The organism is Sphingomonas sp. (assembly GCF_050725575.1).
In the GTDB taxonomy this organism is placed as follows: Bacteria; Pseudomonadota; Alphaproteobacteria; order Sphingomonadales; family Sphingomonadaceae; genus Sphingomonas.
On record NZ_JBOHHW010000001.1, the window covers coordinates 48,297 to 74,615 of the forward strand.

Below are 26,319 nucleotides of genomic sequence, written 5' to 3' on the forward strand. Positions count from 1 at the left end.
CATGGAATAGCCCGGGCATGAACGAGAAACGGCGCATCCTGATCGTCGGCGGCGGCACGGCCGGCTGGCTGACCGCGGCCTATCTCGCCAAGGCATTCGGCCTGGCCAATCAGCAAAAGCTCGAGATCGTCCTGCTCGAATCGCCGCAGATCGGGATTATCGGAGTCGGCGAAGGCTCCTTCCCGACCATTCGCACCACCCTGCACTATCTCGGCATCGATGAAGCGGCGTTCGTGCGCGGCACCTCGGCGACCTTCAAGCAGGGCATCCGCTTCGTCGACTGGCTGCACGCGCCCGACGGCGACCGGCGCCACCTTTTCTTCCATCCCTTCGAGGCTCCGTTCGAGAAAGACGGTGTCAGCCTGGTGCCCTATTGGCTGCTGCAGGATCCGGCGTCGCGGCCGCCCTTTGCCGAAGCGATCACGATCCAGAATCGCGTTGCCGACGCGAAACGCGGCCCCAAGCGCCGCGACGAGGGTGATTTCACCGGACCGCTGAATTACGCCTATCATTTCGACGCCGTGGCGCTTGCCCGCGTCCTGGCCGAGCGGGCACGCAGCCTTGGCGTGACGCATCTGCAGGGCACGCTGCAGGACGTGATATTCGACGATCGCGGGGCGATCGACCACATCCTGACCGACGATCACGGCGCGCTGGCGGCGGACATGTTCATCGACTGCAGCGGCTTTCGCGCCGAACTGATCGGGCGAATGGACACGCAGCCCCTTGTCTCGGTGCGCGACATTTTGTTCACCGACCGGGCGATCGCCTGCAAGGTTCCCTATGACCGGCCCGACGCACCGATCGAAAGCTTCACCATCGCCACCGCGCATGAAGCGGGCTGGACCTGGGACATCGGGCTGGAGGGCGCACGCGGGGTCGGGTGTGTCTATTCGAGCGACCATCTCGACGACGATCGCGCAGCGGCGATCCTGTACGATTATCTCGGCGTCGAACCCGGAACCGTGGCGACCCGCCGCATTGCCTTCGAGACGGGCTATCGGCGCCAGCAATGGGTCAAGAACTGCGTTGCGGTTGGACTGTCGGCCGGATTCCTCGAACCGCTCGAATCCACTGGCGTGGTGCTGATCGAGGCCGCGATCGGGATGATCGCCGACCTGTTCCCGCACAGCGGCCCGGCCGAGGCCCCGGCGCGGCGTTTCAACGAGCTGATGACCGCGCGCTATGAGAATATCGTCATCTTCCTAAAGCTGCATTACTGCCTCAGCCGCCGGCCGGAGCCGTTCTGGCGCGCCAATGCCGATCCAGCGACCATCCCAGAACGGCTGCGCGACCTGCTCAAGCAATGGCGCCACCGCCCGCCCGGCCGGTTCGACTTCATCCTCGACCTCGAATCCTTCGCCTATTTCAATTATCAGTATATTCTCTACGGCATGGAGTTCGATACCGACCTGGCAGGCGGGCGGAGCGACTTCCCAGATGTCGAGGCGGCGGCGCGCACCTTCGCCCGGATCCGCAGCTTCGGCGAGCGCGCCACCCAGGAACTGCCGCCGCATCGCGAGCTGATCCGGCAGATCAACGACGCCGGCTGAGCACTCACGTCAGGTGAAGGCCACCATCCACATCGAGGATGACGCCGGTAACGAAGCGGTTGCCGATCAGGAACGCCACCGCATCGGCGACTTCGGCCGCCTCTCCGGCGCGTCCGAGTGGCGCCTGCCTGCTCGCCGATTGGAACAGTTCGTCGGGCTTGTCGTGCCACCACGGCGTATCAATCACCCCGGGCGAGACCGCGTTGATACGGCGCGGCGCTAGTTCGCGCGCCAGGGTGCGCACCATATGCTCCAGCGCGCCGTTGATCGCGGCAAGGCCCGATGTCCCCGGATTGGCGAGGCGTGACGAGGCGGCCGTGATGAAAGTGATCGAGCCGGTGTCGAGCAGATGATCCAGCACCGCCTGTGCCGCGGTCCAGTGTACCCAGAACTTGGCCTCGAAACCGCGCCGCAATGCCGCGACTTCCAACGACGCGAAAGGCCCGGCGCCAGCGCCGCCCGATGCGGCGATCACCAGATGATCGACCGTTCCGAGCCGCGTGAACAGCGCGCGAAGCGCGTCGCCATCGGCGGCATCGATCGCTTCACCCCGTGTGGCGCCACCAATCTGCGTGATTGCCGCGTCCAGCCGGTCCTGATCGCGGCCGACGATCGTTACCACCGCACCCTTGGCCGCCATCAGCGTCGCGGTGGCCAGGCCGATCCCCGATGTACCGCCAATCACGACAATCTGGAGTTGCCGCGTTCCTGTCATGAATAACCTCCCGGTGAAATCGTGAAGTGAAATGGTATCGAACCGATAATGCCGTCGAGATAGGTATACCGAGCGACATCGTTAGAGGACCGCCGCGGTTCGGTCCTGAAACCTCTCTTCGGCTTGATCGTTCACCGCGCTCCACGGGCTTATCGCCGATCGCTGAGGTTGGAGACTGACAATGAGTGCGGATTTCGTATCCTTCTTCGACCGTCGCACAAAGGCGGCCGAGGCGTATGTGAATGGCGACGCCGCGCCGTTGCAGGCCCTGCTCACGCCCAACGAAACCGCCAGCTTCCACAGTCCGGGCGGCGATAGCGTTACCGGCCCGAAGCCGGTTGCCGACCGCTATATCGAGGACGCGCAGCGCTTTGCGCCGGGCAGCAAATCGCAACTGGAAATTCTGCAAAAGGCAGCGGGCGACATCGCCTTCTGGACGGGTTTCCAGAACGCCAGCGTCTGCCTGGCCGGCAAGGATGAGCCGGTCGACATGCGCATCCGGGTGACGGAAGTGTTTCGTCGCGAGGGCGGCGAATGGAAGATGATCCACCGCCACGCGGATATGGCCGCGAAAGCATGAAGTGACCGATATGCGCTCATCATCGGCGGGCTGGTCGTGGCTGATTCAAAGGGCGGGAGCGTGCACATTGCGGTTGGCGCGGGACTGCGACACAATCCTGGCCATGAACGAACCGATGGAAATGTTTCGAAATGCTGCGCCCGCGCCTTTGGATTTCCGCTTCCGGCCCAGGTCGTGATCCGCATGCGCTATATCGTCGTCGCATTGCTCGCTGCTCTGGGAACCGGCGCAGCTTTGGTCTATGATATCGCACGGCCGCACGTGCACCCCATCAAGGTCGCCGACCAACGCAAAATGGCTGAACGCCAAAGCCAGCTCCTGGCAGCGCGCGCCCTGACCGTGGCGCCGCCGGCCATCGCCCGTCCGACCGGACTGTTCGGCACCGCGGATGTCGTTGATGGGGACACGCTGATCATCGGCGGTGTCACGGCCGATCTGTGGACCATCGATGCCCCGGAGCTCGAACAATATTGCGAACGCGGCAGCACGCGCTGGCCGTGCGGCCAGGACTCTCGCCGTCTTCTGCAGAGCCTTGTCAAAGGGCGGCGAGTTGCCTGTCGTCCGGAAGGGCCGCCCGAACCGGACGGGCGCTTTGTCGGCCTGTGCTTCGTCCGGGACACGCCATGTGGGCAGGACAACGCCTGCGAGTCCGATCTCACATCGCTCAATCTCGCGATGGTCGAGCACGGCGCGGCGATGGATATCGAGGGCCAGTATATGGACGCTCAGGCCGATGCCCGGGAACAAAAGATCGGCATCTGGCGCGGCCGGCTCGAGCCGCCCTAGCAATGGCGCAAGCCCCATGACGCGCCGCATTGAGCGGAGCAAGACGGAGGACGGGATGAAGCGTTGATCGCCCGGATCCACCTCCGCACACGGACCCGGTGGACAAAGCGGACAATAGTTTCTTCACCGTGATCCCCCCTCGACCGAAAATCCTGCGTCATCACAAATGGCGGGCCGGAAAACGGCATCGGCAAAAAAAGGGGAGGGTCAATGAATTCATCCCCGCCAAACAGGGAGGGGGTTTTTGATGACGTTTCGGGCCGCGCGTATCAACCGATTTCTGCTGGGTGGCATCGCCACGGCCTGCCTGCTGACAGCGCCTGCCATGGCTCAGGCACAGTCCGCGCCGAGTTTTCGCATCGCTCCCCAGCCGCTGGACAGCGCATTGCGCGATTTCGGCCTGCAAAGCGGCGTCACGATCCTGGCGGATGCAACGATCACCAACGGAAAGAAGAGCGGCGGCTATACCGGAAAGTCGGACGCCGAGACCGTGCTGCGCTCGCTGCTCCAGGGGACGGGCCTGCGCTACACGCGCAACGGCAATGTCTTCGTGATTACCCAGGCGGGAAACGACGGACAATCGACCGCAGCCGACGATAGCGCGGCGGACGATGGCGGCGATATCATCGTGACTGCGCAGAAGCGCGAGGAGAGCATCCAGGACGTGCCGATCGCTGTCTCGGCCTTTTCGAACAAATCGCTCGACGAGCTCAAGATCGAGGGCGGATCGGAGCTGATGCGCGCAGTGCCCAACGTCACCTTTTCGAAGACGAACTTCGCCAGCTATAATTTCTCAATCCGCGGCGTGGGGACCAAGGCACTCTCGGTATCGACCGACCCGGCGGTGGCGATCAGTTTCAACAACACGCCATTGCTACGCAACCGCCTGTTCGAGCAGGAATATTTCGACGTCGAACGAGTCGAGGTGCTGCGCGGCCCGCAAGGCACGCTGTACGGCCGCAACGCGACCGGCGGTGTGGTCAACATGATCACCGCCAAGCCGAAATTCGACACGTTCGAAGGATCGCTAAAGGCCGAAGTGGGCAATTACGACACCCGCCGCATCAGCGGAATGATCAACATACCGCTGGGAGATACCATTGCGATCCGCGCGGCGGGCGCGCTGACCAAGCGGGACGGCTTCGATTACAACAGCGTGACCGACAAGCGGGTGAACGGCCGCGACCTGTGGTCGACACGAGTCACCGCAGCGTGGGAACCGAGCAGCGATTTCAAGGCCAATTTCGTCTGGGAGCATTTTAACGAGGACGACGATCGTTCGCGCACCGGCAAGCAGCTCTGCCACACCGATCCGGGGCCAAGCATGGTCGGCGGGCGCGACATCAGCCTGGATCTGCTGACCCGCGGCGTGCTCAGTCAGAGCTGCAAGCCGGGTTCACTCTATGACGACGATGCGTTTGGCGTCCCCAAGGGCTTCAGCCTGCCCTATATCAATGCCGCCACTGCCTTGCTCCAACTCGGCTTTCGCGCGCCCAATCTCTCAACCGCTGTCTCGATGATCGACCCGACGCGTGATCCCTATGCCGGGCTCACCCAATCGCGCAATCTACGCGAGATCGCCACCGCCTATGATCCGACATTTCGCGCCAGGAACGACGTGTACCAGCTCAATCTGGAGATCGATGTCCAGTCCGACCTCAAATTCATTTCGCAAAGCGCGTATACTAAGGATTTCTACTATTCGACTCAGGATTATAACCGGTTCAATTCCGGACCGGTGTTCAACAGCTCATCGGGGCTCACCGACTTCTTTGAAAACCCGCAGCCGACGGACGGAATCGTACCGGGAGGCGTCTACACCGATCCGCAACTCGGTCCGTCGCGCAACATCTTGGCCGTCGACATGGTCAAGTCGCGCAGCTCACAATGGTCGCAGGAATTTCGCCTGCAATCGTCGTTCGCCGGTCCGGTCAATTTCAGCATTGGCGCCAATTATCTGAATTTCAAGATTGACGAAGATTACTACGTCTTCAGCAATCTCTTCTCTGCGTTGTCGCAAAGACTTTTCGGGAACGGAAATTTTGGTGGCGTGCTCTTCGATTGTGCCAATCCTTCCAATCAGGGGGCTGTGTTTATGTCGATCCCAATCCGCTGAACCGGATCAACGGTCAGGGGCATAATTATTTTCGGAGCCGCAATCTTTCCAAGACCCGCTCGCTCGCCGCCTTCGGCGAGCTCTACTGGCAGGCGACGGACGATCTGAAACTCACCGCCGGGCTACGCTATACCGACGATCGGAAGACATCGACGCCGGTCAGGAGCCAGTTACTGCTCTCCCCCGGTCTCGCCGGCGGCGGCTTTGTCTCGGCCGGTTATCCGGAATCGCCCGACATCGTTCAGCATTGGGGCCGGGTCACCGGTCGGCTCGTTCTGGACTGGAAGCCACGGCTCGATTTCACCGACGAAACCCTGATCTACACATCCTATTCTCGGGGCTATAAAGGTGGGGGCGCCAACCCGCCGAGCATCGGTGCCAACCCCGATTATCTCGCTTTCGCCCCCTTGCCGGCGACCTTCAAGCCGGAGAGCGTCAATGCGTTCGAGGTCGGGATGAAGAATAGTCTGGCGGGCGGCAAGCTGACCCTCAACGCCAATGCGTTCTTCTATAATTACGACAATTATCAGGTGTCGCAGATCGTCGACCGGATCGCGCTGAATGAGAATTACGACGCCAATATCTGGGGCGCCGAGTTCGAAGCGAGCTGGCGCCCGGTGCCCGAATTCCGCATCAACGCCAATCTCGGCTATCTCGGCACCCGGATCGCAAAGGGAATGCGATCGATCGATGTCATGAACCGAACTCAGGACAATGCGGACTGGGTCGTGGTCAAACCATGGGTCCAGCTGGCGTCGAATTGCGTAGCGCGGAAGGCCGACGTCGCAAAGATCGTCACGAGTGGGGCTTTTTCGGACCAGGGCGCCTTGACCTTTCTGTCGGCGTTGTGCGGTGGATCCAGTTTCGGCAACTACAAGGCGGGCGGCTTCCTGCCGCTGCTCACCGGCGTGATATATGACCCGCTGACCGACGGTCCCAATGCCGGCAAGGGTTTCTATGCCGATCTCGGCGGGAATGAATTGCCGAATTCACCGCATTGGACATTCAATATCGGCGCGCAGTACACCATCCCGCTCGACACCTGGGCACTGACATTGCGGGGCGATTATTATCGCCAGTCGAGCAGCTGGGCACGCGCCTATAACACCGCGATCGACCGGCTGAAGGCGTGGGACAACACCAATCTGTCGCTGACATTGGAACGACCGGAATCGGATCTGGCGATCCAGTTCTACGTCAAGAATGTGTTCAACGACGCGCCAATCACCGACGCGTTCATCAACAGCGATGATAGTGGCCTCACAACGAATGTCTTCACGCTCGACCCGCGGATCATCGGCTTCAATGTGACGAAGAAATTCTGATGAGAAGCCGTGGACCGTCGATCCTGTGAGGCGGAGAACAGACTGAATGTCTTGATCGTTTCCAGCCGTTTCCTCTCCGCGGCTGGTATTTAACCGGCCGCCGGCATCATGCCGGCGGCCGGTTTTTTTGCGCCAGACCATCCCGCCCGCCACAATCATCATCGGATACCAAGCGACGAGCGCCTTAAGAGACCGCCTAATCTTCCCGCCACTCCGACCTTCCGGCCAAGCTTGTCACAGCTTTCACAAGCAATATTCGCAACAGCTTTTGCGAGTTGAAGTTAAAACATCCATTTCGGTTGTTTTATGCAGGACATACACAGCGAAATACGCCTCTCTTTCGGGAAAAATACTGATGGTATAATTGCTTAAGCTATAACCTAACTCCAGATCGGATTCTTTTCTGCAGATCCAATCCCCCCTGTTCGCGATCGCTGCCGTCAAAGCCCGTGGGAAGAAGCACTTCCCTAACATCGCGGCACTGCCGCATATAATTGAGGATGAACCATGAACAGGATCATGCTAACCTGCATTGCAACACTCGCCGCTCGGCCCGGGCATTGCCGCCATGGTCGGCCTGATTTTCGGATTCTATCCCGCCTTCGCGGCAGCGCGGCTTGATCCGATCGAGGCGCTGCGCGCCGAATAGTCGCGGACAGCGCGCCGGCGACAGCCACAACCTCATTTCGGCGAGAGTTCGATCTCCTTGTCGGTGTTCGCCGTTATCCGCGCCAGGCCGTTCATCTCCAGGCCTTTGGCGAGGCTGTCGACATCGCCCATCTTGAAGACACCGACGATCCTGGTGTCCGGCACGGCACCGCCGCTGAACACGATCTTCTTGTCCGAATAGCGGTTCATTTCCGTGATCACGGTTGAGAGCGGGTCGCGCAGGAAGGTCAACCGCCCCTTGAGCCAGCTCGTCTCCTTGGCAATGTCGACGCGATCGATCGACCAGTCCTCATCGGCACGCGCCACAAGCTGGGCACCGGCCGTCATGTCCGCGCGGTGGCTGGATCCGCGTGATGCCCTGACCTCATCGACCCGAACCTTGCCCTCGACCAAGGTAACCACGACATTGTCCTGGTCGATCCGCACAGCGAATTCAGTCCCGACCGCGCGTACATTCTTGCCATTGGCGGAGACGATGAAGGGACGGCTTCGGTCCGGCGCGACGCGGAAAAAAGCACGGCCGCGCAGGAGCGCGATAGCGCGCTTGCTGCGCATGTCATCGACCCGCATCTCGCTATCGGCGTCAAGCGTGACATGCGATCCGTCGGGCAAGGTCACCAGCGTCCGTTCACCCACCCCCGTTTCGAACATCTGCGCATATTGCTGCTCGGCTTGTCCACCGGTGCCGATCCCCAAAAGACCGGAATCGATTGCGGCCCAGCCGGCGGTCACCGCTAACAGGAGGGTGGCGGCGATCACCGCCAGCCGGGGCCACCATGACGGCCGATCGTAGAAATCACCATCCTGTTCCAGCGCCGCCATGATCTCGGGATCCTGCCCGACCGACCCCAATATGGCCCAATAATGTTCGAGCTCCTCATAGGCGTTGCGATGCGCGGGCGCGCGGTCGAGCCATGACAGGAAGATGCGTTCGTCACGCGCGGTCATGTCGCCCGACCGCTTGAGGTTGAACCAATAGGTCGCCTCCGAACGCAGCGCGTCATTATATGACTGCGGCCCCGCGCTCATCTGTCACCTCCCATCTCTTGCGAGATGCGGACAATGGCACGGTGCATCAGTTCCTTTACCGATTCCTTGGAAATGCCCATTCGGACAGCAATGGCCTGATACGTCATGTTCTCGAACCGATGGAACAGGAATACCGCGCGCGCGCGGGGGAAGGTTGAGGATCACCTCGACGGCGCGCGAATATTCCTGCCGCCCGATCACGATCCGCTCGGGCGACATATCGTCCGCCATCTCGAGCGTTTCCTCATATCCTTCATGAAGGGAGTGGAATCGGATCTTTCCGCGGCGGTACCGGCTGATCAGCACATTGCGCGCGATCGTGAACAGATAGCGTTCGACATTGTCGATCGGCGCATTCAGCTGGACTGCCTGCAATCGCATGAAGACATCCTGCACCAGGTCATCGACATCAGCGTCATGGGCACGGCGGCTGAAAAAACGTCGCAATCCCGGACCATAGCTCGTCATCCACGCCGCGAGGTCGCGCTCCGGTTCAGGCGAAGGCCTGTTCAAACCGGAGTCCGGCATGTTGACCGCCGAACCAATGTCGGACCCGAATCATCCTGCGCGCTTCCCCTGTCTGGCGGCACGAAACCACCATTCACATGCCCAGACGCCCGATATCGCCAACAGGGGGGACGAGATGCGAGATTTAACCGACCCGAATTTTTCCGTCAGGCAATTGTGGCGGCAAGGAAGTTGCGCTTTTGTCGGAAGAACGCAACCGTCTCGCGAACGTGCGATTCCATATGAGCGCTACCCTGGCCTGGGCGGGCATGGCCTGCGCGATCCGACGGAATGGACGCGGCGGGGAAAGAACCGCTTTTTCAAGCCCCGGCACGACCTTCTCCGCCAGTTCGTCACGTTAGCGGGGCGTCGGGCCGAATGTGCGCTTGACCTTGCCAAAAGACCTCCACACCGCAGATCGCTGCGTACGGCAAGCCCGAGAGTTTCGGTCACGCCCTGTTTGAATTGAGACTGTTGACGATGTGGGCTTCCCGATTTCTCAAATTTAATTCTCGCGACATGGCGATCGATCTCGGGACGGTGAACACGCTGGTCTATCTTCGCGACCGAGGCATTGTCCTGAACGAGCCATCGGTGGTGGCGCTGGAGACGATCAATGGCGTGTCACGGGTCAGGGCCATCGGTACCGATGCGCGGCTGATGCTGGGCAAGACTCCGGAAAATGTCCGGACGATCCGCCCGCTTCGCGACGGCGTGATCGCCGACATCGACGTCGCCGAACAGATGATCAAGCATTTCATCGACAAGGCGCATGGCGGCCCGAGCAAGATCCCGCGGCGCCCGGAAATCGTGATCTGCGTCCCCTCCAGCTCGACCATGGTCGAACGCCGCGCGATCCGCCAGGCCGCCACCAATGCCGGCGCGTCGAAAGTGCTGCTGATCGAGGAGCCGATGGCCGCCGCGATCGGCGCTGGCCTGCCGGTCACCGAGCCGGTCGGCGCGATGGTGGTCGATATCGGCGGCGGCACAACCGAAGTCGCCATCCTGTCGCTGCGCGGCCTTGCCTATAGCCTGTCGGTCCGGGTCGGCGGCGACAAGATGGATGAAGCAATCGCCAGCTATACACGGCGCAAATACAGCCTGATGATCGGCGAGGCGACGGCGGAGCGGGTGAAGATCGAGATCGGCCGGGCCTGCAAACCCGCCGAGGGAGTGGGCCCGGTGATGGGCGTGCGGGGCCGCGATCTGGTCGCCGGCGTACCGCGCGAGATCGAGATCAGTCAGCTGGAGGTTGCCGAGGCGCTTGCCGAGCTGATCGGCCAGATCGTCGAGGCGGTGATGACCGCGCTGGAGAATACGCTACCGGAACTGGCTGCCGATATCGTCGACCATGGCATCGTCATGACCGGCGGCGGCGCGCTGCTGCGCGGCATTGACGAGGTCCTCGCCCGCGCCACCGGCCTGCCCGTGGTGGTGGCCGACAATGCGCTGATGTGCGTCGCGACTGGCGCCGGCCGCGCCCTGGAGGATCCGGTCTATCGCGGTGTGCTCGCGTCGCAATAGCCCCTGCAGGAACAGTCCTGGCGAGCAAATTGCGGGATCGCGCAACCGCGAAAGCTGGGGTAGTCCGGGCTGGAATCGCCAACCAGGAGTTTGCCCATGATCCGTTCCTGCGTCGCGGGGTTCGCCGTCCTGCTGCTGTCCACGACATCGGCGATCGCCACGCCGCCCGCCACGCCGGCGGAGCGCGCGGTCGCGGCAATCGCGAACAGTCCGTCCTTTGCCAAGGCGCGCGCGACGCTCGACGCGCAACATGATCAGTTCGTTGCGGAGATCATCAAGCTGACCGAGATTCCCGCGCCACCGTTCAAGGAAGCGGCGCGCGCGGCCGCTTATACCGAGATGTTTCGAACACTTGGGCTGCGCGACGTGACGATTGACCCGGAGGGCAATGTCACCGGCATCCGCCCTGGATCCGATCCCAAGGCGCCGATGATCGTCATGTCGGCGCATCTCGATACCGTGTTTCCCGAAGGGACGGTGGTGACGGTGCGGCGCGAGGGCACAAAGCTCCACGCGCCCGGCATCGGCGACGACACGCGCGGGCTCGGCACGCTGCTCGCCTATATCCGCGCGCTCGACGCAGCCGATATCCGGACCCGCCATTCGATCCTGTTCGTCGGGACCGTCGGCGAGGAAGGCCGCGGCGATCTGCGCGGCGTGCGGCATTTGCTGACCAAGGGCGTCTACAAGGACCGCATCGGTGCGTTCTTCTCGGTCGACGGCAGCGACCCGCAACGTGTCACGCATGGTGGGGTCGGATCGAAGCGCTACCATGTCGTGTTCAAAGGGCCCGGCGGGCATAGCTATGGCGCGTTCGGGATCGTCAATCCGATGGTGGCGATGAGCCAGGCGGTGACCGATCTCTACAAGATCAACCTGCCCGGGACCCCCAAGACCACCTATGCCGCGAGCGTCACGGGCGGCGGCACCTCGGTCAACGCAATCCCTTCCGAAGTGTTCATGGATTTCGACATGCGGTCGGCCGACCCGTTGGCGCTGGCGGATCTGGAGAAGCGTTTCCTCGCGATCGTGAAGACCGCCGCCGACAATGAGAACAAGGCGCGCTCCATCCGGGTCGGCAGCGTCACGGTCGATCCGCAGCCGGTCGGCGATCGCCCGGCGGGCAGCACATCGCGCGATGCGATGCTGGTCCAGACCACCGCCGCTGCGATCGAGTCGATCGGGTATGAGCCGATCTACGACGCCTCTTCCACGGACTCAAACATCGCCATGAGCATCGGCATCCCCGCCGTCACGATCGGTTCGGGCGGCGTGGCCGGCCGGGCTCATTCGGCCGACGAATGGATCGACGTCGCCAAGCCGGAAAGCCTGCGCGGCATGACGGTCGGTCTGCTCGCCTTGCTGACCGCGGCGGAAATGGCGCCGCGCTAGGACCGGGACCGACAGCGATTCAACAAAGCTGCGGGATGCGGCATGGTGACGGTCGGACGAGATGCCGGTCAGGCGCTCTTGCCCCGCTCTTTCTCATGGCCGCGAAGCGTCGGGCGCAATCGCCTGTTTCGATCAAAACGGCTCCTGTTATGGCTCCTGTTCCGCTCCTGTTATCAGTAACAGGGTGGTACCACTAAGTTGTTGAAAACAATCCGATAACCTGGATATCGATCCAACAATAACAGGAGCGAAAAAATAATGCCGCAAAACAGGAGGTAACAGGAGATAACAGCTGGTCGCGGAGGTCGATCAACTCGGACCGAAAATGCGCTAGCGCGCCGGCGCGGGGTTCTGCGCGGGCAGCACTTCACGGTCGAAGCTGATCGTGTCCATCGTGCCGTCCAGTGCGGCGACTGCAGCGGCGGTCAGGTCGTTGTTCAGATTGCCGCCCAGCACCGTATTGCGATCGATCAGCAGACCGCAATTCTTCGCCGTATAGACCTTGGCGATCACCGGCTGCAGCGCAGCGGCGATGCGCGCCATCGCCTTGGCGCGGGTCGCGTCGATCTCGCGGATACTGTGCTGCGTCTTGTCCTGCACGGCCTTGAGCCTGGGCGCGAGCGCCTGTTCGCGCGTGCGGCGCTGTTCCGGACTGAGCTTCGCGGCTTCGGCTTGGAGCGCCTGAACCTCGGTCTCGACCGGCTTGCGCAGCGTATCGACTTCGGCCTGTGCCTGTTCGGCGAGCTGCTGCAGCCGCGCCGTGGCGGCCTTGCCGGCCTTGGCATTGGCGAAGATCGCCTCGCGCGACAACAGGCACACGCCGGGCACGGCCGGCCCGCCCAGGCCCTGCTGCGACGCCGGGGCCGATTGCGCCACGAGGGGTGCTGCGGTGAGCAGCAGGCTCATGGGAAGAGCGCGGAGAGTCGACATCATGATGTTCCTTCGGAATGAGCGGAGGGCGTCGTAACCGCGCCGGCCCGCCGATCAAGCAGGGCCTGGAACCGGTCCAGCGAGGCGAAATGGAACTGGATGGCGGCCAGCCAGCCCTTACGATGCCAGTCGAGGACCGTCGCATCGTCAAGCGCATCGAAGCGGTCGCGGTCGACCAGCTTGAAGCCGTCAATGTCGAAGGCGCCACCGCCGGGCAAGGTCACCGCCGCACGGCGATCGACCAGCAGGTCGCGCTCGAGCAGCGCATCGGCAAACAGCCGCGTGACGGCGCAGTCGCGGCGAAAGGCTTCGCAAAACTGCAGTGCCTGAGCAGTGGCTGCGCTTGCAGCATCGCCATCAAACAGCGCGACACCCCGGTCACCGCCACGCGCGATGCGCGGCGAGGCAACGTCGATGCCCGGTACGAAGCGCTCGGGCTCTTCGGTGGCGTAGAAAATGAACGGATGGCGGCGGATATAGGCCGGGACATAGGTGTCCGCCGTCCAGCGCCCGGATGCGACGAAGTCGTTGTGCCGTTCCAGGCCAAGCAAGGCGATGGGCAGGCCGTCATTGCCGGCAAACAGGATCGGGTAGGAGCGCGAGGCGGCAGCGAACTCGCTCGCCGCCAGCATGACGCTGTTCGCGTCGCGCGCGAATGCCAGATCACCCGGCAGCAAACGCCACGCGCCATGCTTCTCGGCCGTGAGCGGCTCGGTCAGGTCATAGAATTGCGGCGATTCCGCCATGTCCGCCACCGTATCGCCTTCGCCAATCGGCGCAACCTCGGCGCCTGCCGCCAATTCCGTCATATCGATCATGCCCTGTGTCCCATCGAATGGGTGGCGGGGCGCGAACGCCCCGCCGATCCGGTCAGCTGGCGCGGGTACGGCGCAGGATGATGGTCCTGGGCCCAGTGCGCATCGCCGTGATGCCCTGCCGCGCTAGCAGCCGGCTCAGCGCCTGTTCCGGAGTCATCCTGCCGCGCACCGCCGGTGCCTGGCCCTGGGCGAGCGCCGCGTCGTCGTACAGGATGCTGAAGCCCGACGCGCGTCCGACGGCCTGGACCGCGCTGCGGACATCCTGCTCGCCAATGTCGAACGGCATTTCCTGCGCGACATGACGCAGTTCGGCGACCTTGATCGGGACCACTGCCGGCGCCGCTGGAGCAGCTGACGAGACCGTCGCATCACCCTTGGCGCAATCGCTGCGCGCCGGGTCGCACGCCTCGCCATAACCGGTCACCCGCACTTCGATCAGCGATGGCGTCTGGTTCATGTTGTTGTCGCGCACCTTGGCCGTCGCCTTGGTGATCGCGGCGATCACGTCGTTCGACTTGGCCGACAATTCGCCGGTGTCGAGCGAGGTGGGCGGCGCGGCCGGGGTGATCGGCAGGCCGGTCTTCACGCCCGCCACATCGATATTGTCGGTACCGAGGATCTGGACCGCGAAGACGTTGAAATTGCCGCTGACCCGGATCCCGGCATCGCCCGCATCGACGATCCCGTTCGGCGCGATCAGATCGACATCGGCCGGCGGCGACCCTTCCTGCGTCGCCAGCGTGCCGATGCCGGCACCGGTCGGCAGGCCGGCTGGCACGCGCTCCATCGCCGCCCATTGGCTGAGCGTGTAATTGTAGAATTGCGGGCTGATCGAGGTCTTGGCGCCCTTGCCCGCAGCGATGTCGCCATAGGACGACCAGATCATGATGTTGCCGCCCTTGGTGGTCAGCGTGCGCGATTCATTCAATGTCACGCTGTTGTGCGCGAACAGGTTGATCGCGCCGCCATCGGTGGTGACGATACCCGAGCGTAGCGCATCGCCGCGCGGCTTCAGTTCCGAAGGCTGACCATTCTGGTCCGCCGTCGCGGCCGGGTTGGACAGCTTGATCGCACCCCCCGGCGAGACAATCTCCACCTTGCCGCCACCGAACGACATCACCCGGCCGGCATAGGTCTCATAATCGCCGGTCCAGCGCGATTCACCCGCACCGAGCGCTTCATCGGCCTTCTTCTCGGCCCCCGGGAACAGGGTTGCGATCGCGTTGTAGCCGCGGAACGTCGTGCCGAGGCGATCGCTCTTCGGATCATTGGCCTCGCGCCCGGTCGTGCGCAGTTCGAGGAAGAAGACATCGCGGTAGAACGGGGTCTTGAAATCGGTCGCGAGCGTCGACCAGTAACTCCAGGCGGTGTCGAGATAGGCATATTGCTCCGCCTTGGTCTTCAGCGGATCGAGCCCCTGGAGACGCCGGACATAATTGACCAGGCCTTCGCGCCCCTCGGGCGTGGCGAATTCGCCCTCCGCACCGGCGGCGCGGGGATAATCCCGGTCGAACAGATAAGTTGGCAGCTTCTTGCCCAGCGCCCCGTCGTCGAGCAGATAATCGGCGATCTTACCGGCCGTTCCCGGGTTGAGATAGGCATCCTCGAACGCCTTGTAGGATGGCGTCTGGTTGAAACCGGTGCTGATCGCGATATCGGCCGCAGCCTGGTCGGGCCGCCACGGCGTGGTGACCGTTTGCGCCTGGTTGCTCAGCGCGCTGTCCGAATAGAGGCCGATCCGGCTGCTGGTAATGCCCAGCTCGTTGCTCGGCATATAGAATTCGGTGCCCGCCTCGATCTCGAGCCGCCCGGGGCCGGCAAGAGTGATATGCCCCCGGTTGGAACTCATCTGGATCGCATTGTCATAGATTGTGTAATTGGTGTCGAAATACAGGCCCTTGCCGGAACGGATCAGGCTCAGGTCGTTGGGATTATTATGCTGGATCGTATAGCTCGGGAAATAGATATTCCCGCCGGCCTGCATCCACATCGTCTTGGGCAGCACGATGCCGGCCTGGGTCGATGTAACGATGTCCCCGCTGCCGGCATAGATCCGCACCGGCGTCGTATCACCCTGATGCAAATCGGGCAGGATCGTCTGGGTGAAGAGCTGCATGCCGGGATAGCTGAGGCCGCGACCGGCAATCAGATATTGCTGGCGCTCGACATCGCCATAGCCGGCATTGCTCGGGTTGGTGGCGGTGCGCAGCAGGCGATCGAGCGCCTGGCTCATGATGATGCCCTGGCCACCGCTGCGATAATTGGGATTGTCCAGCGCACTGTCGAAAAAGTTCGGATTGATCGCGGTCGTGCCATAGCCGATGTACACATTGCCGGCCGCCAGCAGTTCGAGATTGCCGCGCGGCGCCGGCGCCAGCATCATCTGGCCCAGTGACGATATGTCGCCCGCCGCCGCGACAGCGGTGACCGTCGCGGGACGAAGTTCATAGCCGATCATGCTCAGGCCGCTCTCGGGCGCTTCATTGGTGCCGATGAAATAACTCGGCTGCAAGCCGCTGCGCTTGGTGAGGATGTCGATATTATAGGCGTTGTTCCACATCGTTACGTCGCCGCCAGACGAAAACAGGCTGACTGATGCGTCGGGCGTATAGCTCTGGAATCCGGCGCTGTTCTGACTGGACTGGCCGTCGCTAATATAGGCCCGGCCGATCAGTGGATCCATCACGGCATCGATGTTCAGATCACCGCCGCTCTGCAGCTTGAACTGCCCGGATGAGGTGTAGAGCAAGGCATAGGTCGCATAATCGATCTTCGCGTCGGGTCCGGTATGGATATAGCATTCGTCACTGCTACCGCAGCCGAGACCGGGTGCGCCGCGATCGATCACGCGCGCCGTGGTGCCGGACAGGAACGCGCCACCGGCGGCGATCTCGCCAGTGCCGTCGCCGACATAATAGACGCCGCTGTTGATGTTGCCGCCGGCGCGCATGCGCAGATTGCCGCCGCCGGTGGTCACCAGCACACCGACCGGCTCGCCGATCACGGTGTTACCCGGCAACCGTCCGCTGGTCGGGATGGCCACGCCCAGATTGGAGATGTCGCCACCGGCGTCGATCGAGATATCGCCGCCGCCCAGTGTGCCGATACCACCCTGGAACGCCGAGAAGTCGACCCACCAGCTGGTCTGGCCGTAACCGTCGTCGGTCTGGTCGAACAGGCCGGTGGTGGGATTGAGACGGAACCGTTGCCGCAGCCAGCCGGCCGGCGTCTGCGGTGTCGGGCTGGCCACGATATTGCCCGTTGCACGGACCGAGATATCGCCGCCATTGACTGAATAGGTCGCCCCCGTCGGCGCATAGAAGCCGGCAACCGGTGCGGCAGCCTCGCCGGCGGTGTAGATGACCGACGCGCGCTGTTTCAGGATCAGGTCGCGGCCGGCCGAGACATTGATCCCGCCAGTGCCGGTGCGGACCATATAGCCGGTCGAATTGTCGCGCTGGATAAATTTGGCCTGCTCCACGGCGCTGCCGGGATAGCTCAGCGTGCCGTCCTGTTCTTCCGACTCATATCCGCCGCCCCAGGAATAGAAGACCCAGGGCAAGGGCCGCCGCGCATAATAGCCGGTATCGACATAATCGCCCGTCACCGGGTCCTTCGGGATCGGCACGCCGGTCAGCGGATCGAGATAAGCGCCGGTCACCGGATCCCGTTCGAGCTCCAGGAAGCCGATATGGTAATTGTCCTGGTTGGGGTCGCGGATGAAGCGCCCCTGGCTGTCGGTGCGGTACAGCCGGTTTTCATTGCCATGCGCGGGATCGTAGAAATATTCGATCGTATCGGCCTTGCCGCCGATGACCACCGAGCCCTTGCCGAGCGCAAGCTGCCCTGTGGCGAGCACCGCGAGCGAATCCGGGCTGACCAGATTGGCGCCCGCGGTCAGGTTGATGCTCCATGAGGCATTGCCGTCCAGCGCGGCATTGGTTGAGCTGTCGACGAACCCGTCGCTGAGATTGGCATTGATCAGCAGGTCGCCCTTGGCCCTGAGCGTCAGCACCCCGGCGCTGCCGTCGAAGCGCAAATCGTGCAGGTTCCAGTCCTTGGTCAGCTCCATATCACCGTCACTGCGCAGCTCGATACCGGCGGCGACGCGGGCCAGGCCACCCAGCCGCGCATTGATCGCAGCGGCATTCTGCATGAACAGGCCCGCATCGGTGGACACACGGTCGATCACGCCCTGGTCGATCGTGTCGATGCCCTCATACACGCGGTATCCTTCGGCAATGACCGAGCGCGCACCGGTGATAGTCCCGCCGATCGTGCCGATGGCGAGGTCGTTACCACGCTGCGGCGCGCGCAGCCGGACCACCCGGCCGCCGGGTCCGGTACCGCTGACATCGATCAACGATCCGGCCAGCAAGTCGATTTGTCCGCCATTGCGGCCGGCGGTTTCGACCACTACCGAACCACCCGAGCCGGCAGCGGCATTGGCGCGCGCCAGCAACTGGCCGGTCGCGCCGACCGTCACGTCCTCGGCGGCGGACAGGCGGATGCTACCGCCATTGTCGCCGACCGTGCGGACCGTGCCGTTGACGGTGATCGCGCCATTATTGGCGATCGCCGCGAACTCCTGCACATTGACCGTGCCGGTGATGTCGAGATCGCCCTGGTTGATCTCGAAGCGGCGGCTCTGCAGGAAACCGCCCGTGTCGAGAATGGCGTTCAGCGCCGCGAAATCGGCCAGGCTGCGCGTGACCAGGCCGAACGACGCGCTGCGGTTGCCCGTCGCCGCCTTGCCCAAAATGGTTCCGCCCAGGCGCACTTCGCCCAGGCCCGCCGCTGCCGTGAAGGTCCCGGCATCGCCACCCGCGCTGGAACCCGACACGTCGATCTTCGACCCGGCGATCAGATTGATGTCTCCGATGTCGGCGGTCAAACCGACGGTGCCGGCCCCGACGCCGACCGACTTGTCGAACAGCTTCACCGCATCGCTGGTGACGTCGATCGTCGATCCGGCCGCCAGCACGACATCGCCACTGCGCGCACGCAGATTCACGGTACCGCCGGTCAGGCGAATCTGCCCGGCATGGGTGATCGACGCGCCCGTGATGCCGAGCGTCGCGCCGAACGTATTATAGGTCGGCAGGACATTGGCGTTGCTGGCGATCGTGACCGCGCCGGTCGCATCGAAGAACAGCCGCGATCCGCTGTCGGCCACCAGGCTGCCCGATTTGAGATCAAGCGCGCCGGGCACGAACACGGTGCCGTCACCACGGCCAACGATGCGCTGGGCGGCGTTGACGCTCAGCCGGTCGATACCGGAGAGCCATTTGCTGCCGCCTTCGAAATAGACATTGTCGGCGTTGATGGCCAGCGTGCCGGCGCCAGTGACCGCCTCGGCCGTACCGCCATTGCTGTTGGCGAGCGTGATGCTCTTGCCGCTCAGCGTCGTTTCGCCTGCCCCGCCGATGATGCGGAAGGTGCGCGCATCGAGCCGCAGCGCATCGGTCGCGCTGAGGGCGGTGTCGCCGTAAATGTCGATGCTGCTATAGCTTTTGAGCGTGATCTCGGTCGCGCGACCGAGCGCCCCGATCGATCCTCCGGCAAACACCAGGCCCCCGGTCCCGACCGGCACCGCGCCGAGCGACACGCGCGACGACGCGGCGCTGATCTGCTTGGCATTGATCGTCGCACGCGCACCCAGCGTGGTGTCCTGAGTCGCATCGAACGCGATCGCGCCACTGCTGGTCAGGGTCGCGCCATCGGCGATGTCGAGCACGCCGCTCGGGTGCAGCGGCGCCAGGCCGAACTGTGCGCGCTTGGCGTTGACCGCGGCGAGCTTCACCGGATCGGCGCGCAGTGCGGCCATCTCGTCGACTGCCTTGGGATCGCGCAGGATATCGATCTGCGCGCCGCTGGACAGGCGCAGCACTGATCCCTGGTCGAGCACGCCGTGCACGATCACATCATCGTCCGTCGTCCAGGGTTTGCCCGGGTCGATCAGCTTGGCAATGCCGGGCACGACACGCAGGTCGCCCGAGCTGCCAGTCACTGTGCCGCGCGTCTCGACGGTGCTGCCGTCCTTGACCCTGATCGCATCGCTCGAGGCGAAGATCAGCTCCGGGCCCACCAGCTTGGATCCCTTATTGTCGACGACGATGTCGGTGCCCGATACGACCAGCTCGAGGTTGGCCGCACCCTGGCGGCGCGTTCCACCGATCAACAGGCTTTCCGCGCCAAAGGCGTTGAGCTTGTCGCTGTCGAGAATGAGATAGCCCGAATAGCCACTTGTGTCCGTCCCCGCTCCGGCCACCACGATGCGGCTCGAATCGATATCGGCAAAGCCGCCGCGGCCACCCTTGCCCGCCGCCGATTTCAGCGTCGCGCCGAGATTCAGCGTCTTGCCCGCGCGGAACACCACGCTGCCGCCGTCAAGCGGGATCCGCGGCACATCGCCGACCGGGCGATTGACGCGCAGCGCCTTTTTCAGAAACGCGGGCGAGGTGAAGAAGGTGTCAGCGAGCGACTCATTATATCCCGACCGAAGCCGCAAGGTCGCGCCCGGCATCACCAGGAAGCCAGTGGTGCGCTGGTCGCTCGCACCGCCCATGCCGCCATGCAGGACATAGCCGGCCTGGATCGACGACCCATCGGTCTGGTTCGCGAACTGGCCGAGCTGCATGTCCTCGAAACCGGTCCCGCCATGTTTGGCGGTCACACGGAATGCACCGGGCAGCAGCGCATATTCGGCCGGGAGCAAGGTGTAATAACCGGCCTTGAGGCCGCTGCCGCCGGACAGATACACCTTGTCGCCGATGCCGGGACCATTGCCGGGCGTCGTGCCGAGCGGTGCGATATCGCCCTCGAACGACGGCATTACGGCAAAGATCTCGCCCGGCGCCGACACCCATTGGAAATTGGCGTCGCGATAGCCGGTCAGCCAGTCCTTGGTGCCACCAATGCCAGGGACGAATTCGCGCGCATAGAGATTGCCCCCGCCCGACACGTCGAGCGTCGACCCGGTCTGCATGTCGACCACATCGCCGGTCAGCGTCACGGTCTTGGTCGGCAAGGTAACCAGCTCGAGCCCACTATACGGGTCGAGCCAAGTGTCGCCATTGCTGGTATAGCCATAGGGGATGAGCCGGCCGTCGGCGGAAACGGAGGTCAGGCTGCCGGCGAGCAACTTGATCGTACCGGCGCCGGCAGTGCCGTCATTGGTCGCGACCAGATTAAGCGTGCCAAGCGGCGAGCGCAGCGTCCCGCCCTGCACGATGCGCGGCGCGGTGAGAGTCAGCTCGGCCGCCGCCTCATAGGGGCTGGCGTTGATTGCATTGCCAGCATCCTGTGGCAGGATGGTCAGCGTGTCGCCGGCCTTGACCGCGAACTTGACGCCGGTGCCGGCATAGACCTGGTCCGCTTTCAGGGTCAGATTGCCGCTGGTGGTCAGCTGACCGACGGGGTGCTCCAGCTGTGTGATGCTGAAACCGGCGAGGCGGATATCGCCGCCGCTGATCAAATTGGTGTCCGAATAGCCGTAGAAATTGGCATTCTCGACCTGGAGCAGAGTCCCGGCGCTGATTGCGATGCGCGTATTCGCATTGACCGGCGCAACCCCGATTTTCCCGAGCGCGATGTCATACGCATTCTGATCGACGGTTGCGCTGCGACCATTGACGCTGCCCAGCATGACGATGCCGGCATCCAGCTTCACATTCGCCCCGGCCTGACCGAAGATCCGGTCGGACTTGATGTCGATGCGGTCGAAGACATAACTGCCATCGGCCTTCTTACCGCCGATCGCGACATCGCCGACGAACATGACGCCGGGCGATGCCGACAGGCCGAAGCGCGAAAAGCCGCCTTGCTCGATTCTGGCGGTCGACAATCTGGTTTGCGCCGGCGGGGTGGTGTTGACCGGCATGAACTGGAATCCGCCGACATCCTGCAGCAGATGGAACAGGCCAGAGTCGATCTGCGGCCCCGCCCCCGGCGCGGTTGCCGGCGTCGCTGACAGGTTCCTGCCGATCATGAACACCGGCGGCGCCCCCAGCGCGTCAGCATTGTAATTGGTCAGGATCGCGATCAGTTCATCTGCATTGGCCACCGTGAAGCCGGGCGCGAAATCGAGCGAGAGGCCAAAGGGGCTGAAATCGACATTGCTGAGATCGGTGCCGTAAAAGGACGTGACCGGATTGCCCTGCTTGTCAGTGAAAAAGCCGCCTTCGAACAGATAGCCGATCGTGCCGTAAGCCGCCGATGGCGGCGGATAGTTGGCACTGCCTCCGGGCGGGCCATAGGTGCCGCTCCAGTCGATGTTGAACGTGCCGCCACGCGCACCGGTACCGCCGGCGGTCGCCAGATAGGTCGCGTCGTCGAGTGACAGCGACTCCCCGGAAATCGAGATCGTGCCGCCGTTCGACGCCAGCGTGACGGGACCGCGGATCACGCCGCCATTGGCGTCGGTGACGGGCAAGTCGAACCGCACCGTGGTGCCCGACACATCGAGCAGGGCACCCTCGCTCAGCCGCACATTGTCAGCATTCAGGCTGATCGTGCCACCGTTCAGGATGACGCCGTCGGTCAGCCCCTGGCCGGTCGACGACACGCCCATGCGCGTGACATAGGACGTTCCGCGCGACAGCAGCTTTGCCGTTGCGGAAAGAAGCACGGTGCCCTGACCGCCGCCGAGACTGATTGCGCCGCCCGGCGCGTCAAGCGTGCCGCGCACGTCGATCACATCGCCGATCACCTTGATCGTGCCGCCCGCCTCGGTCGACAGCATGCTGCCTTCACCAATGGTCGTGACGCCGACGAAACCGATATCCATGCCGCGGCGCACGGCCGCGAGACGCTGCCCGATCGGCACATAGCGCGCTTCGGCCAGAGTGAAGATATCGGTACCGGACGGTGCAAACAGTGCGGGCAGCTTGCCGTTCAGCAGCCCGGCATCCTTGAACTGCAGGTTAGCGCTGGTCGCGTTGATCCTGACGCCATCGACCATGGTGATGGTCGGCGCCTTCAGCGAAATGGCGGAAAAGCCGCTCTTCTCGAAGAAGGACGCAGCGATGCGGAACGGGCCGCGGCCAGTGCCGGACGTGGTGCCCGGCGCGCCGCCGATGACGATAGCGTCGGCCAGCTCCAGGCTGAACTTCCCGTTGCCGCCCAGGCCATAAGCGCGCGCCGAGGCGAGCGCCCCAAGGTCGAGCACATCCTGCGGCCCCATGCCGGCCGAAATGCTGATATCGCCGCCTTTGCCGAGCGCGATGTTGCCGTTGCGGTCGGCCCATGCGCCGCCGCTGGTATCGATGACCATCGTGTCGGGCATGACGAATTTGAGATCGCTGAGATCGACACCATCGACAGGCGGCGCACCGTCGAAACCGCGTCCCGATGCAAACAGCGCTACCTTGCCGCCATTGATGCGCGGTTCGGCGGTCAGCGCGAGCGGCGACGCACCCTCGAAGTCGCTGTACCAGGACCCGCGCGTGTCGAGCCGGGTCGCGGCATCGAACTCCATGGTCATGCCGCTCAGCGTGACATTGCCGCCCTCGGTCCGCACGCTGCCGAGGAACTTGACGCGCTGACTGGCGGAGATCTCCAGCGACCCGCCATGCTGCAGGACGAGGTTCGCACCCTTTTCGACCGTGACAGCCGTGTCCTTACTGTCCATGCGGCCGCTCTGCCGCAGATAATAGCTGCCCATGGTCGAGCGGTTGAAGAAATCGGCCGAGGCCAGCGTGGCATTGTCCTGCCGCGCACTGGAGCTGCCGCCGGGGCGGTCGGTCTCGCGATCGAATTCGACGCCGAACAAGGCGTCATAGGTATCGCTCAGCTTGTCCTTCAGCCCAAAACCGGCACCCAGCGCACGCTCCTGCGCCTGGATCAGGATCGTGTTGCTGACATATTCTCCTTCCGCATTGCCGGCATCGTTGAGCCGCAGCGCGCCGCCCTGGGGCAGGTTGGCGTGCTGGTAACGGCCGACCGTGGTGCCACCGAGCATTGACCCCTGCAGCACCGAATCCGGCGCCAGGATGTTGATGCTGCCGCCCTTGCCGCCTTCCTCATAACTGGTCTCGAACTTGCCCTGCACGCTCGACATCAGCGGGATGTAGTAATTGCGCTGGCGGCCCCATTTCGTGTCGTACTGAGTCCATTGATTGGCCAGGCCCATATAGAGCTCGTCCGGGCTGGCCTCGCGAATGTCGATGATCGTGCCGTCCAGCCGGCGCAGCAGCGTCGTATAGACAAAGCCGTCCTGATAGGTGGTCTTGCCGCCCGAGACGTCGATCACCGACCCCGATTTCATGATGAAATCGTCGCCGATGTCCATGTTCAGCGTGCCGCCGTCGATCAGAAACTGCGCCAGCGTGCCCTGATTGAGATTGTCCAGGCTCTGCCAGCCGGCGACATTGGTGCCGTAACGGCGGTCGACGCTGATTTCCTTGCGGTACAGCACGCCGTCGCGCTGCATCGGCGAATCCGCGAGCTGCGCCGCGAACAGCTTGCCGGTGACCTGATGATAGCCCATCGGCAGCAATGTGGATTTCCAGCCGGACAGGTCGATCGTGGCGCCCTTTTCCATCAGGAAGCGGGTGCCGTCCTCATTGTCCTGATTGGCGCCCTCGCCACGATTATTGTCGAACACATGCTGGCCGGCGTCGAGCAACACACTCATCGTGCCGCTCGGCATGTAGATCAGCGAATCGTCCTGCATATGGACGGCACCGGCGTTGATCTTCAGCGTGCCGACCGATTGCCGGCCGGACGTGACCGGGATCATGTCCTTCGAATCCAGGTCGGGCGTGATCTGGGTCAGGCTACCCTTGCCGAACACGACCGTGCCGTGGCCCGGGACAAAGGGTCCGTTGATCTGGTCGCCGGCATATTCCTGATAGTCATAGGCATAGGCCTGGAAATTGATCCCGGCGCGGAACAGCGCCGTCGAGGTGAGCGTGATTCCGCCCATCTGTTCCAGGTTCATGCCGCGGAAATCGACGCTGCCGCCACCGGTCCCGGCGATGATGCCTTCGTTGCGGGCGTGGAAGCCGACCTCGGCCGCGCGCTTGTTCTGCAGCTCGTTGACATATTTCACCAACTGCCCGGGCAAGCCGCCGCGCCCGCCGATGATCGCGGTCATTTCCTCGAAGGTGAAGACGTGCCCGATCTCGTACTTGGTGCCCGTGATGGTCAGGAACAGCTGCTGATATTCCTCGTTGGTGACAACTTGCGGCATGCCGAAATAGGGAATGTTGATCCGCGCCGAGGCCATCGGATTATAGGCGCCGATAAAGGCGTTGAGCTTGCCGTTGGTGCCGTTCGCCAGATAGATATTGTCGCCCGCCGCCAGGATGACCTGGCCTTCGTTCCTGACCGTGATGGTGCCGCGGTTGACGACATTGGGGCCGAACAGCATCACCTTGCCGCGGTCGCCGGTGGTGATCGAGCCCTTGCTCCCGACCGTGACGATGTAGCGCGTCGGATCATTGGGATCGAAATAGAGCGGTGCCGGATCGTCGAGCTGCAGGAAGCCGTCGACCAGGTCGGTGCCGTAGTACCAGCTGTTGGTGAAGGTCGGATTGGTCCGGAAGCTGTTGAGGTCGCCGGTCGACACCAGCCCGTTGGTCAGGAACTGGCTGTCGCGAATGTCGAGCGCCGAGGCGATGACCTGTTGCGCGCTCACGCTGCCGTTGATCGCCAGGCCTTCGCGCGCGATCAGATAGATATGGCCATCGGCCTTGATCGTGCCGTCGATCTTCGTCGTACCGGTGGCAAGCGACCGGTTGAGCGCGATCCAGTCCTTCTTCTCCTGCTGGAACTTGAGCACCTCGCCGGCCTGGAGACTCATATTGCTCCAGTTGAGGATCGCCTTGTCCTTGCTCTGGATGATCGTCGTGGTGTTGCCGTCGACATTGACGTCCGACACGCCGCGCCCGGTGACGAGCTGGCGGACATTGATCTTGGCGTCCTTGCCCATCAGCACGCCATTGTCGTCAAGGATGAACACCCGGCCCTTGGCCCGGATCTCGCCGTTGATCTGCGACGCCTGGTTGCCATGGACGCGGTTGACCGCGATCCAGTCGGCGGATTGCTGCTGGAACTCCAGCACCTCATTGGTCTGAAGCTGGAACTTCTCCCAGTCGAGCAGTGCCTTAGATTTGGTCTGCTCGATCGTCATCTGCGGCCGGCCGTCGGTCGACACGCCGATCACCGGCGTCTTGGCGCCCGACCATTGCGACACCTGGCCATTGGGCAGCGTGGTCCGCCCGGCCTGCATCGCGATCAGCGACCCGAACGGCTGCGACTGCGCCCGTGCAGGCGCCGGCAGGAAGCTGACCGCGAGCGACAGCGCGGCAAGGCTTGCCCCGCCCAGCAGGCGTGACTGGCGGATCGTCTTGGCGGCGAGGATGACCATGG

14 protein-coding genes and 1 pseudogene are annotated in these 26,319 nt (G+C 63.4%); 8 read left to right on the forward strand and 7 right to left on the reverse strand.

What is annotated here, in order from left to right:
* The first annotated feature begins 17 nt into the window (after positions 1-17).
* Entirely contained in the window at positions 18-1,553 is a 1,536-nt protein-coding gene (locus ACRECS_RS00220) for a tryptophan halogenase family protein (protein WP_431580937.1), read from the forward strand.
* A 4-nt stretch (positions 1,554-1,557) separates the two neighbouring features.
* Here the strand turns inward: ACRECS_RS00220 and ACRECS_RS00225 are convergent, their stop codons facing one another.
* Complete coding sequence (locus ACRECS_RS00225) at positions 1,558-2,268, reverse strand: SDR family oxidoreductase (RefSeq protein WP_431580938.1); 711 nt, start codon at positions 2,266-2,268, stop codon at positions 1,558-1,560.
* 181 nt (positions 2,269-2,449) lie between these two features.
* Here ACRECS_RS00225 and ACRECS_RS00230 point away from each other — a divergent pair, with 181 nt between their 5' ends.
* From ACRECS_RS00230 to ACRECS_RS00250, 5 genes are all read left to right on the forward strand, one after another.
* The gene (locus ACRECS_RS00230; RefSeq protein ID WP_431580939.1) at positions 2,450-2,848 is read left to right on the forward strand and encodes a YybH family protein; all 399 of its coding nucleotides are present in this window, start codon (positions 2,450-2,452) and stop codon (positions 2,846-2,848) included.
* A gap of 183 nt (positions 2,849-3,031) precedes the next feature.
* Positions 3,032-3,634, forward strand: coding sequence for a thermonuclease family protein (locus ACRECS_RS00235; RefSeq protein WP_431580940.1), 603 nt, complete (start codon positions 3,032-3,034; stop codon positions 3,632-3,634).
* A gap of 247 nt (positions 3,635-3,881) precedes the next feature.
* A complete protein-coding gene (locus tag ACRECS_RS00240) occupies positions 3,882-5,750 on the forward strand; it encodes a TonB-dependent receptor plug domain-containing protein (protein ID WP_431580941.1) in 1,869 nt (622 codons plus the stop codon).
* The gene (locus ACRECS_RS00245; protein ID WP_431580942.1) at positions 5,696-7,075 is read left to right on the forward strand and encodes a TonB-dependent receptor domain-containing protein; all 1,380 of its coding nucleotides are present in this window, start codon (positions 5,696-5,698) and stop codon (positions 7,073-7,075) included. The genes ACRECS_RS00240 and ACRECS_RS00245 overlap by 55 nt, the downstream gene beginning before the upstream one ends.
* Before the next feature lie 532 nt (positions 7,076-7,607).
* Positions 7,608-7,724: an ABC transporter permease gene (locus ACRECS_RS00250; protein WP_431580943.1), complete on the forward strand. Its 117-nt coding sequence runs from the start codon at positions 7,608-7,610 to the stop codon at positions 7,722-7,724.
* 32 nt (positions 7,725-7,756) lie between these two features.
* Here the strand turns inward: ACRECS_RS00250 and ACRECS_RS00255 are convergent, their stop codons facing one another.
* The 3 genes and pseudogenes from ACRECS_RS00255 to ACRECS_RS00265 all read right to left on the reverse strand — a co-directional run.
* Positions 7,757-8,773, reverse strand: a complete 1,017-nt coding sequence (locus ACRECS_RS00255) for a FecR family protein (RefSeq protein ID WP_431580944.1) — start codon at positions 8,771-8,773, stop codon at positions 7,757-7,759.
* Positions 8,770-8,880, reverse strand: coding sequence for a sigma factor-like helix-turn-helix DNA-binding protein (locus ACRECS_RS00260; protein ID WP_431580945.1), 111 nt, complete (start codon positions 8,878-8,880; stop codon positions 8,770-8,772). The genes ACRECS_RS00255 and ACRECS_RS00260 overlap by 4 nt, the downstream gene beginning before the upstream one ends.
* Before the next feature lie 184 nt (positions 8,881-9,064).
* Positions 9,065-9,301 (reverse strand): annotated as a pseudogene (locus ACRECS_RS00265) (RNA polymerase sigma factor); the annotation flags it as partial.
* Positions 9,302-9,760: 459 nt separating this feature from the next.
* Here ACRECS_RS00265 and ACRECS_RS00270 point away from each other — a divergent pair.
* Positions 9,761-10,804 (forward strand): rod shape-determining protein, encoded by a 1,044-nt coding sequence (locus tag ACRECS_RS00270; RefSeq protein ID WP_431580946.1) that lies wholly within the window; start codon positions 9,761-9,763, stop codon positions 10,802-10,804.
* Positions 10,805-10,900: 96 nt separating this feature from the next.
* Positions 10,901-12,196 carry a M20/M25/M40 family metallo-hydrolase gene (locus ACRECS_RS00275; protein WP_431580947.1) on the forward strand — a complete coding sequence of 432 codons (1,296 nt, stop codon included), beginning with the start codon at positions 10,901-10,903 and terminating at the stop codon, positions 12,194-12,196.
* Between the two features lie 330 nt (positions 12,197-12,526).
* Here ACRECS_RS00275 and ACRECS_RS00280 read toward each other — a convergent pair whose 3' ends face one another.
* From ACRECS_RS00280 to ACRECS_RS00290, 3 genes are read right to left on the reverse strand one after another with little or no spacing between them, the layout of a single operon-like run.
* Positions 12,527-13,126: an OmpH family outer membrane protein gene (locus tag ACRECS_RS00280; RefSeq protein WP_431580948.1), complete on the reverse strand. Its 600-nt coding sequence runs from the start codon at positions 13,124-13,126 to the stop codon at positions 12,527-12,529.
* Positions 13,126-13,944, reverse strand: coding sequence for a SapC family protein (locus ACRECS_RS00285; RefSeq protein WP_431580949.1), 819 nt, complete (start codon positions 13,942-13,944; stop codon positions 13,126-13,128). The genes ACRECS_RS00280 and ACRECS_RS00285 overlap by 1 nt, the downstream gene beginning before the upstream one ends.
* A gap of 52 nt (positions 13,945-13,996) precedes the next feature.
* A complete protein-coding gene (locus ACRECS_RS00290; RefSeq protein ID WP_431580950.1) occupies positions 13,997-26,317 on the reverse strand; it encodes a filamentous haemagglutinin family protein in 12,321 nt (4,106 codons plus the stop codon).
* Positions 26,318-26,319: the final 2 nt, after the last annotated feature.

Excerpts from the sequence above, each read along its gene's own strand:
- ACRECS_RS00220 (WP_431580937.1), top strand. The coding sequence starts at position 18 with ATGAACGAGAAACGGCGCATCCTGATCGTCGGCGGCGGCACGGCCGGC.
- ACRECS_RS00225 (WP_431580938.1), bottom strand. The coding sequence starts at position 2,268 with ATGACAGGAACGCGGCAACTCCAGATTGTCGTGATTGGCGGTACATCG.
- ACRECS_RS00230 (WP_431580939.1), top strand. The coding sequence starts at position 2,450 with ATGAGTGCGGATTTCGTATCCTTCTTCGACCGTCGCACAAAGGCGGCC.
- ACRECS_RS00235 (WP_431580940.1), top strand. The coding sequence starts at position 3,032 with ATGCGCTATATCGTCGTCGCATTGCTCGCTGCTCTGGGAACCGGCGCA.
- ACRECS_RS00240 (WP_431580941.1), top strand. The coding sequence starts at position 3,882 with ATGACGTTTCGGGCCGCGCGTATCAACCGATTTCTGCTGGGTGGCATC.
- ACRECS_RS00255 (WP_431580944.1), bottom strand. The coding sequence starts at position 8,773 with ATGAGCGCGGGGCCGCAGTCATATAATGACGCGCTGCGTTCGGAGGCG.
- ACRECS_RS00260 (WP_431580945.1), bottom strand. The coding sequence starts at position 8,880 with ATGACGTATCAGGCCATTGCTGTCCGAATGGGCATTTCCAAGGAATCG.
- ACRECS_RS00270 (WP_431580946.1), top strand. The coding sequence starts at position 9,761 with ATGTGGGCTTCCCGATTTCTCAAATTTAATTCTCGCGACATGGCGATC.
- ACRECS_RS00275 (WP_431580947.1), top strand. The coding sequence starts at position 10,901 with ATGATCCGTTCCTGCGTCGCGGGGTTCGCCGTCCTGCTGCTGTCCACG.
- ACRECS_RS00280 (WP_431580948.1), bottom strand. The coding sequence starts at position 13,126 with ATGTCGACTCTCCGCGCTCTTCCCATGAGCCTGCTGCTCACCGCAGCA.
- ACRECS_RS00285 (WP_431580949.1), bottom strand. The coding sequence starts at position 13,944 with ATGATCGATATGACGGAATTGGCGGCAGGCGCCGAGGTTGCGCCGATT.
- ACRECS_RS00290 (WP_431580950.1), bottom strand. The coding sequence starts at position 26,317 with ATGGTCATCCTCGCCGCCAAGACGATCCGCCAGTCACGCCTGCTGGGC.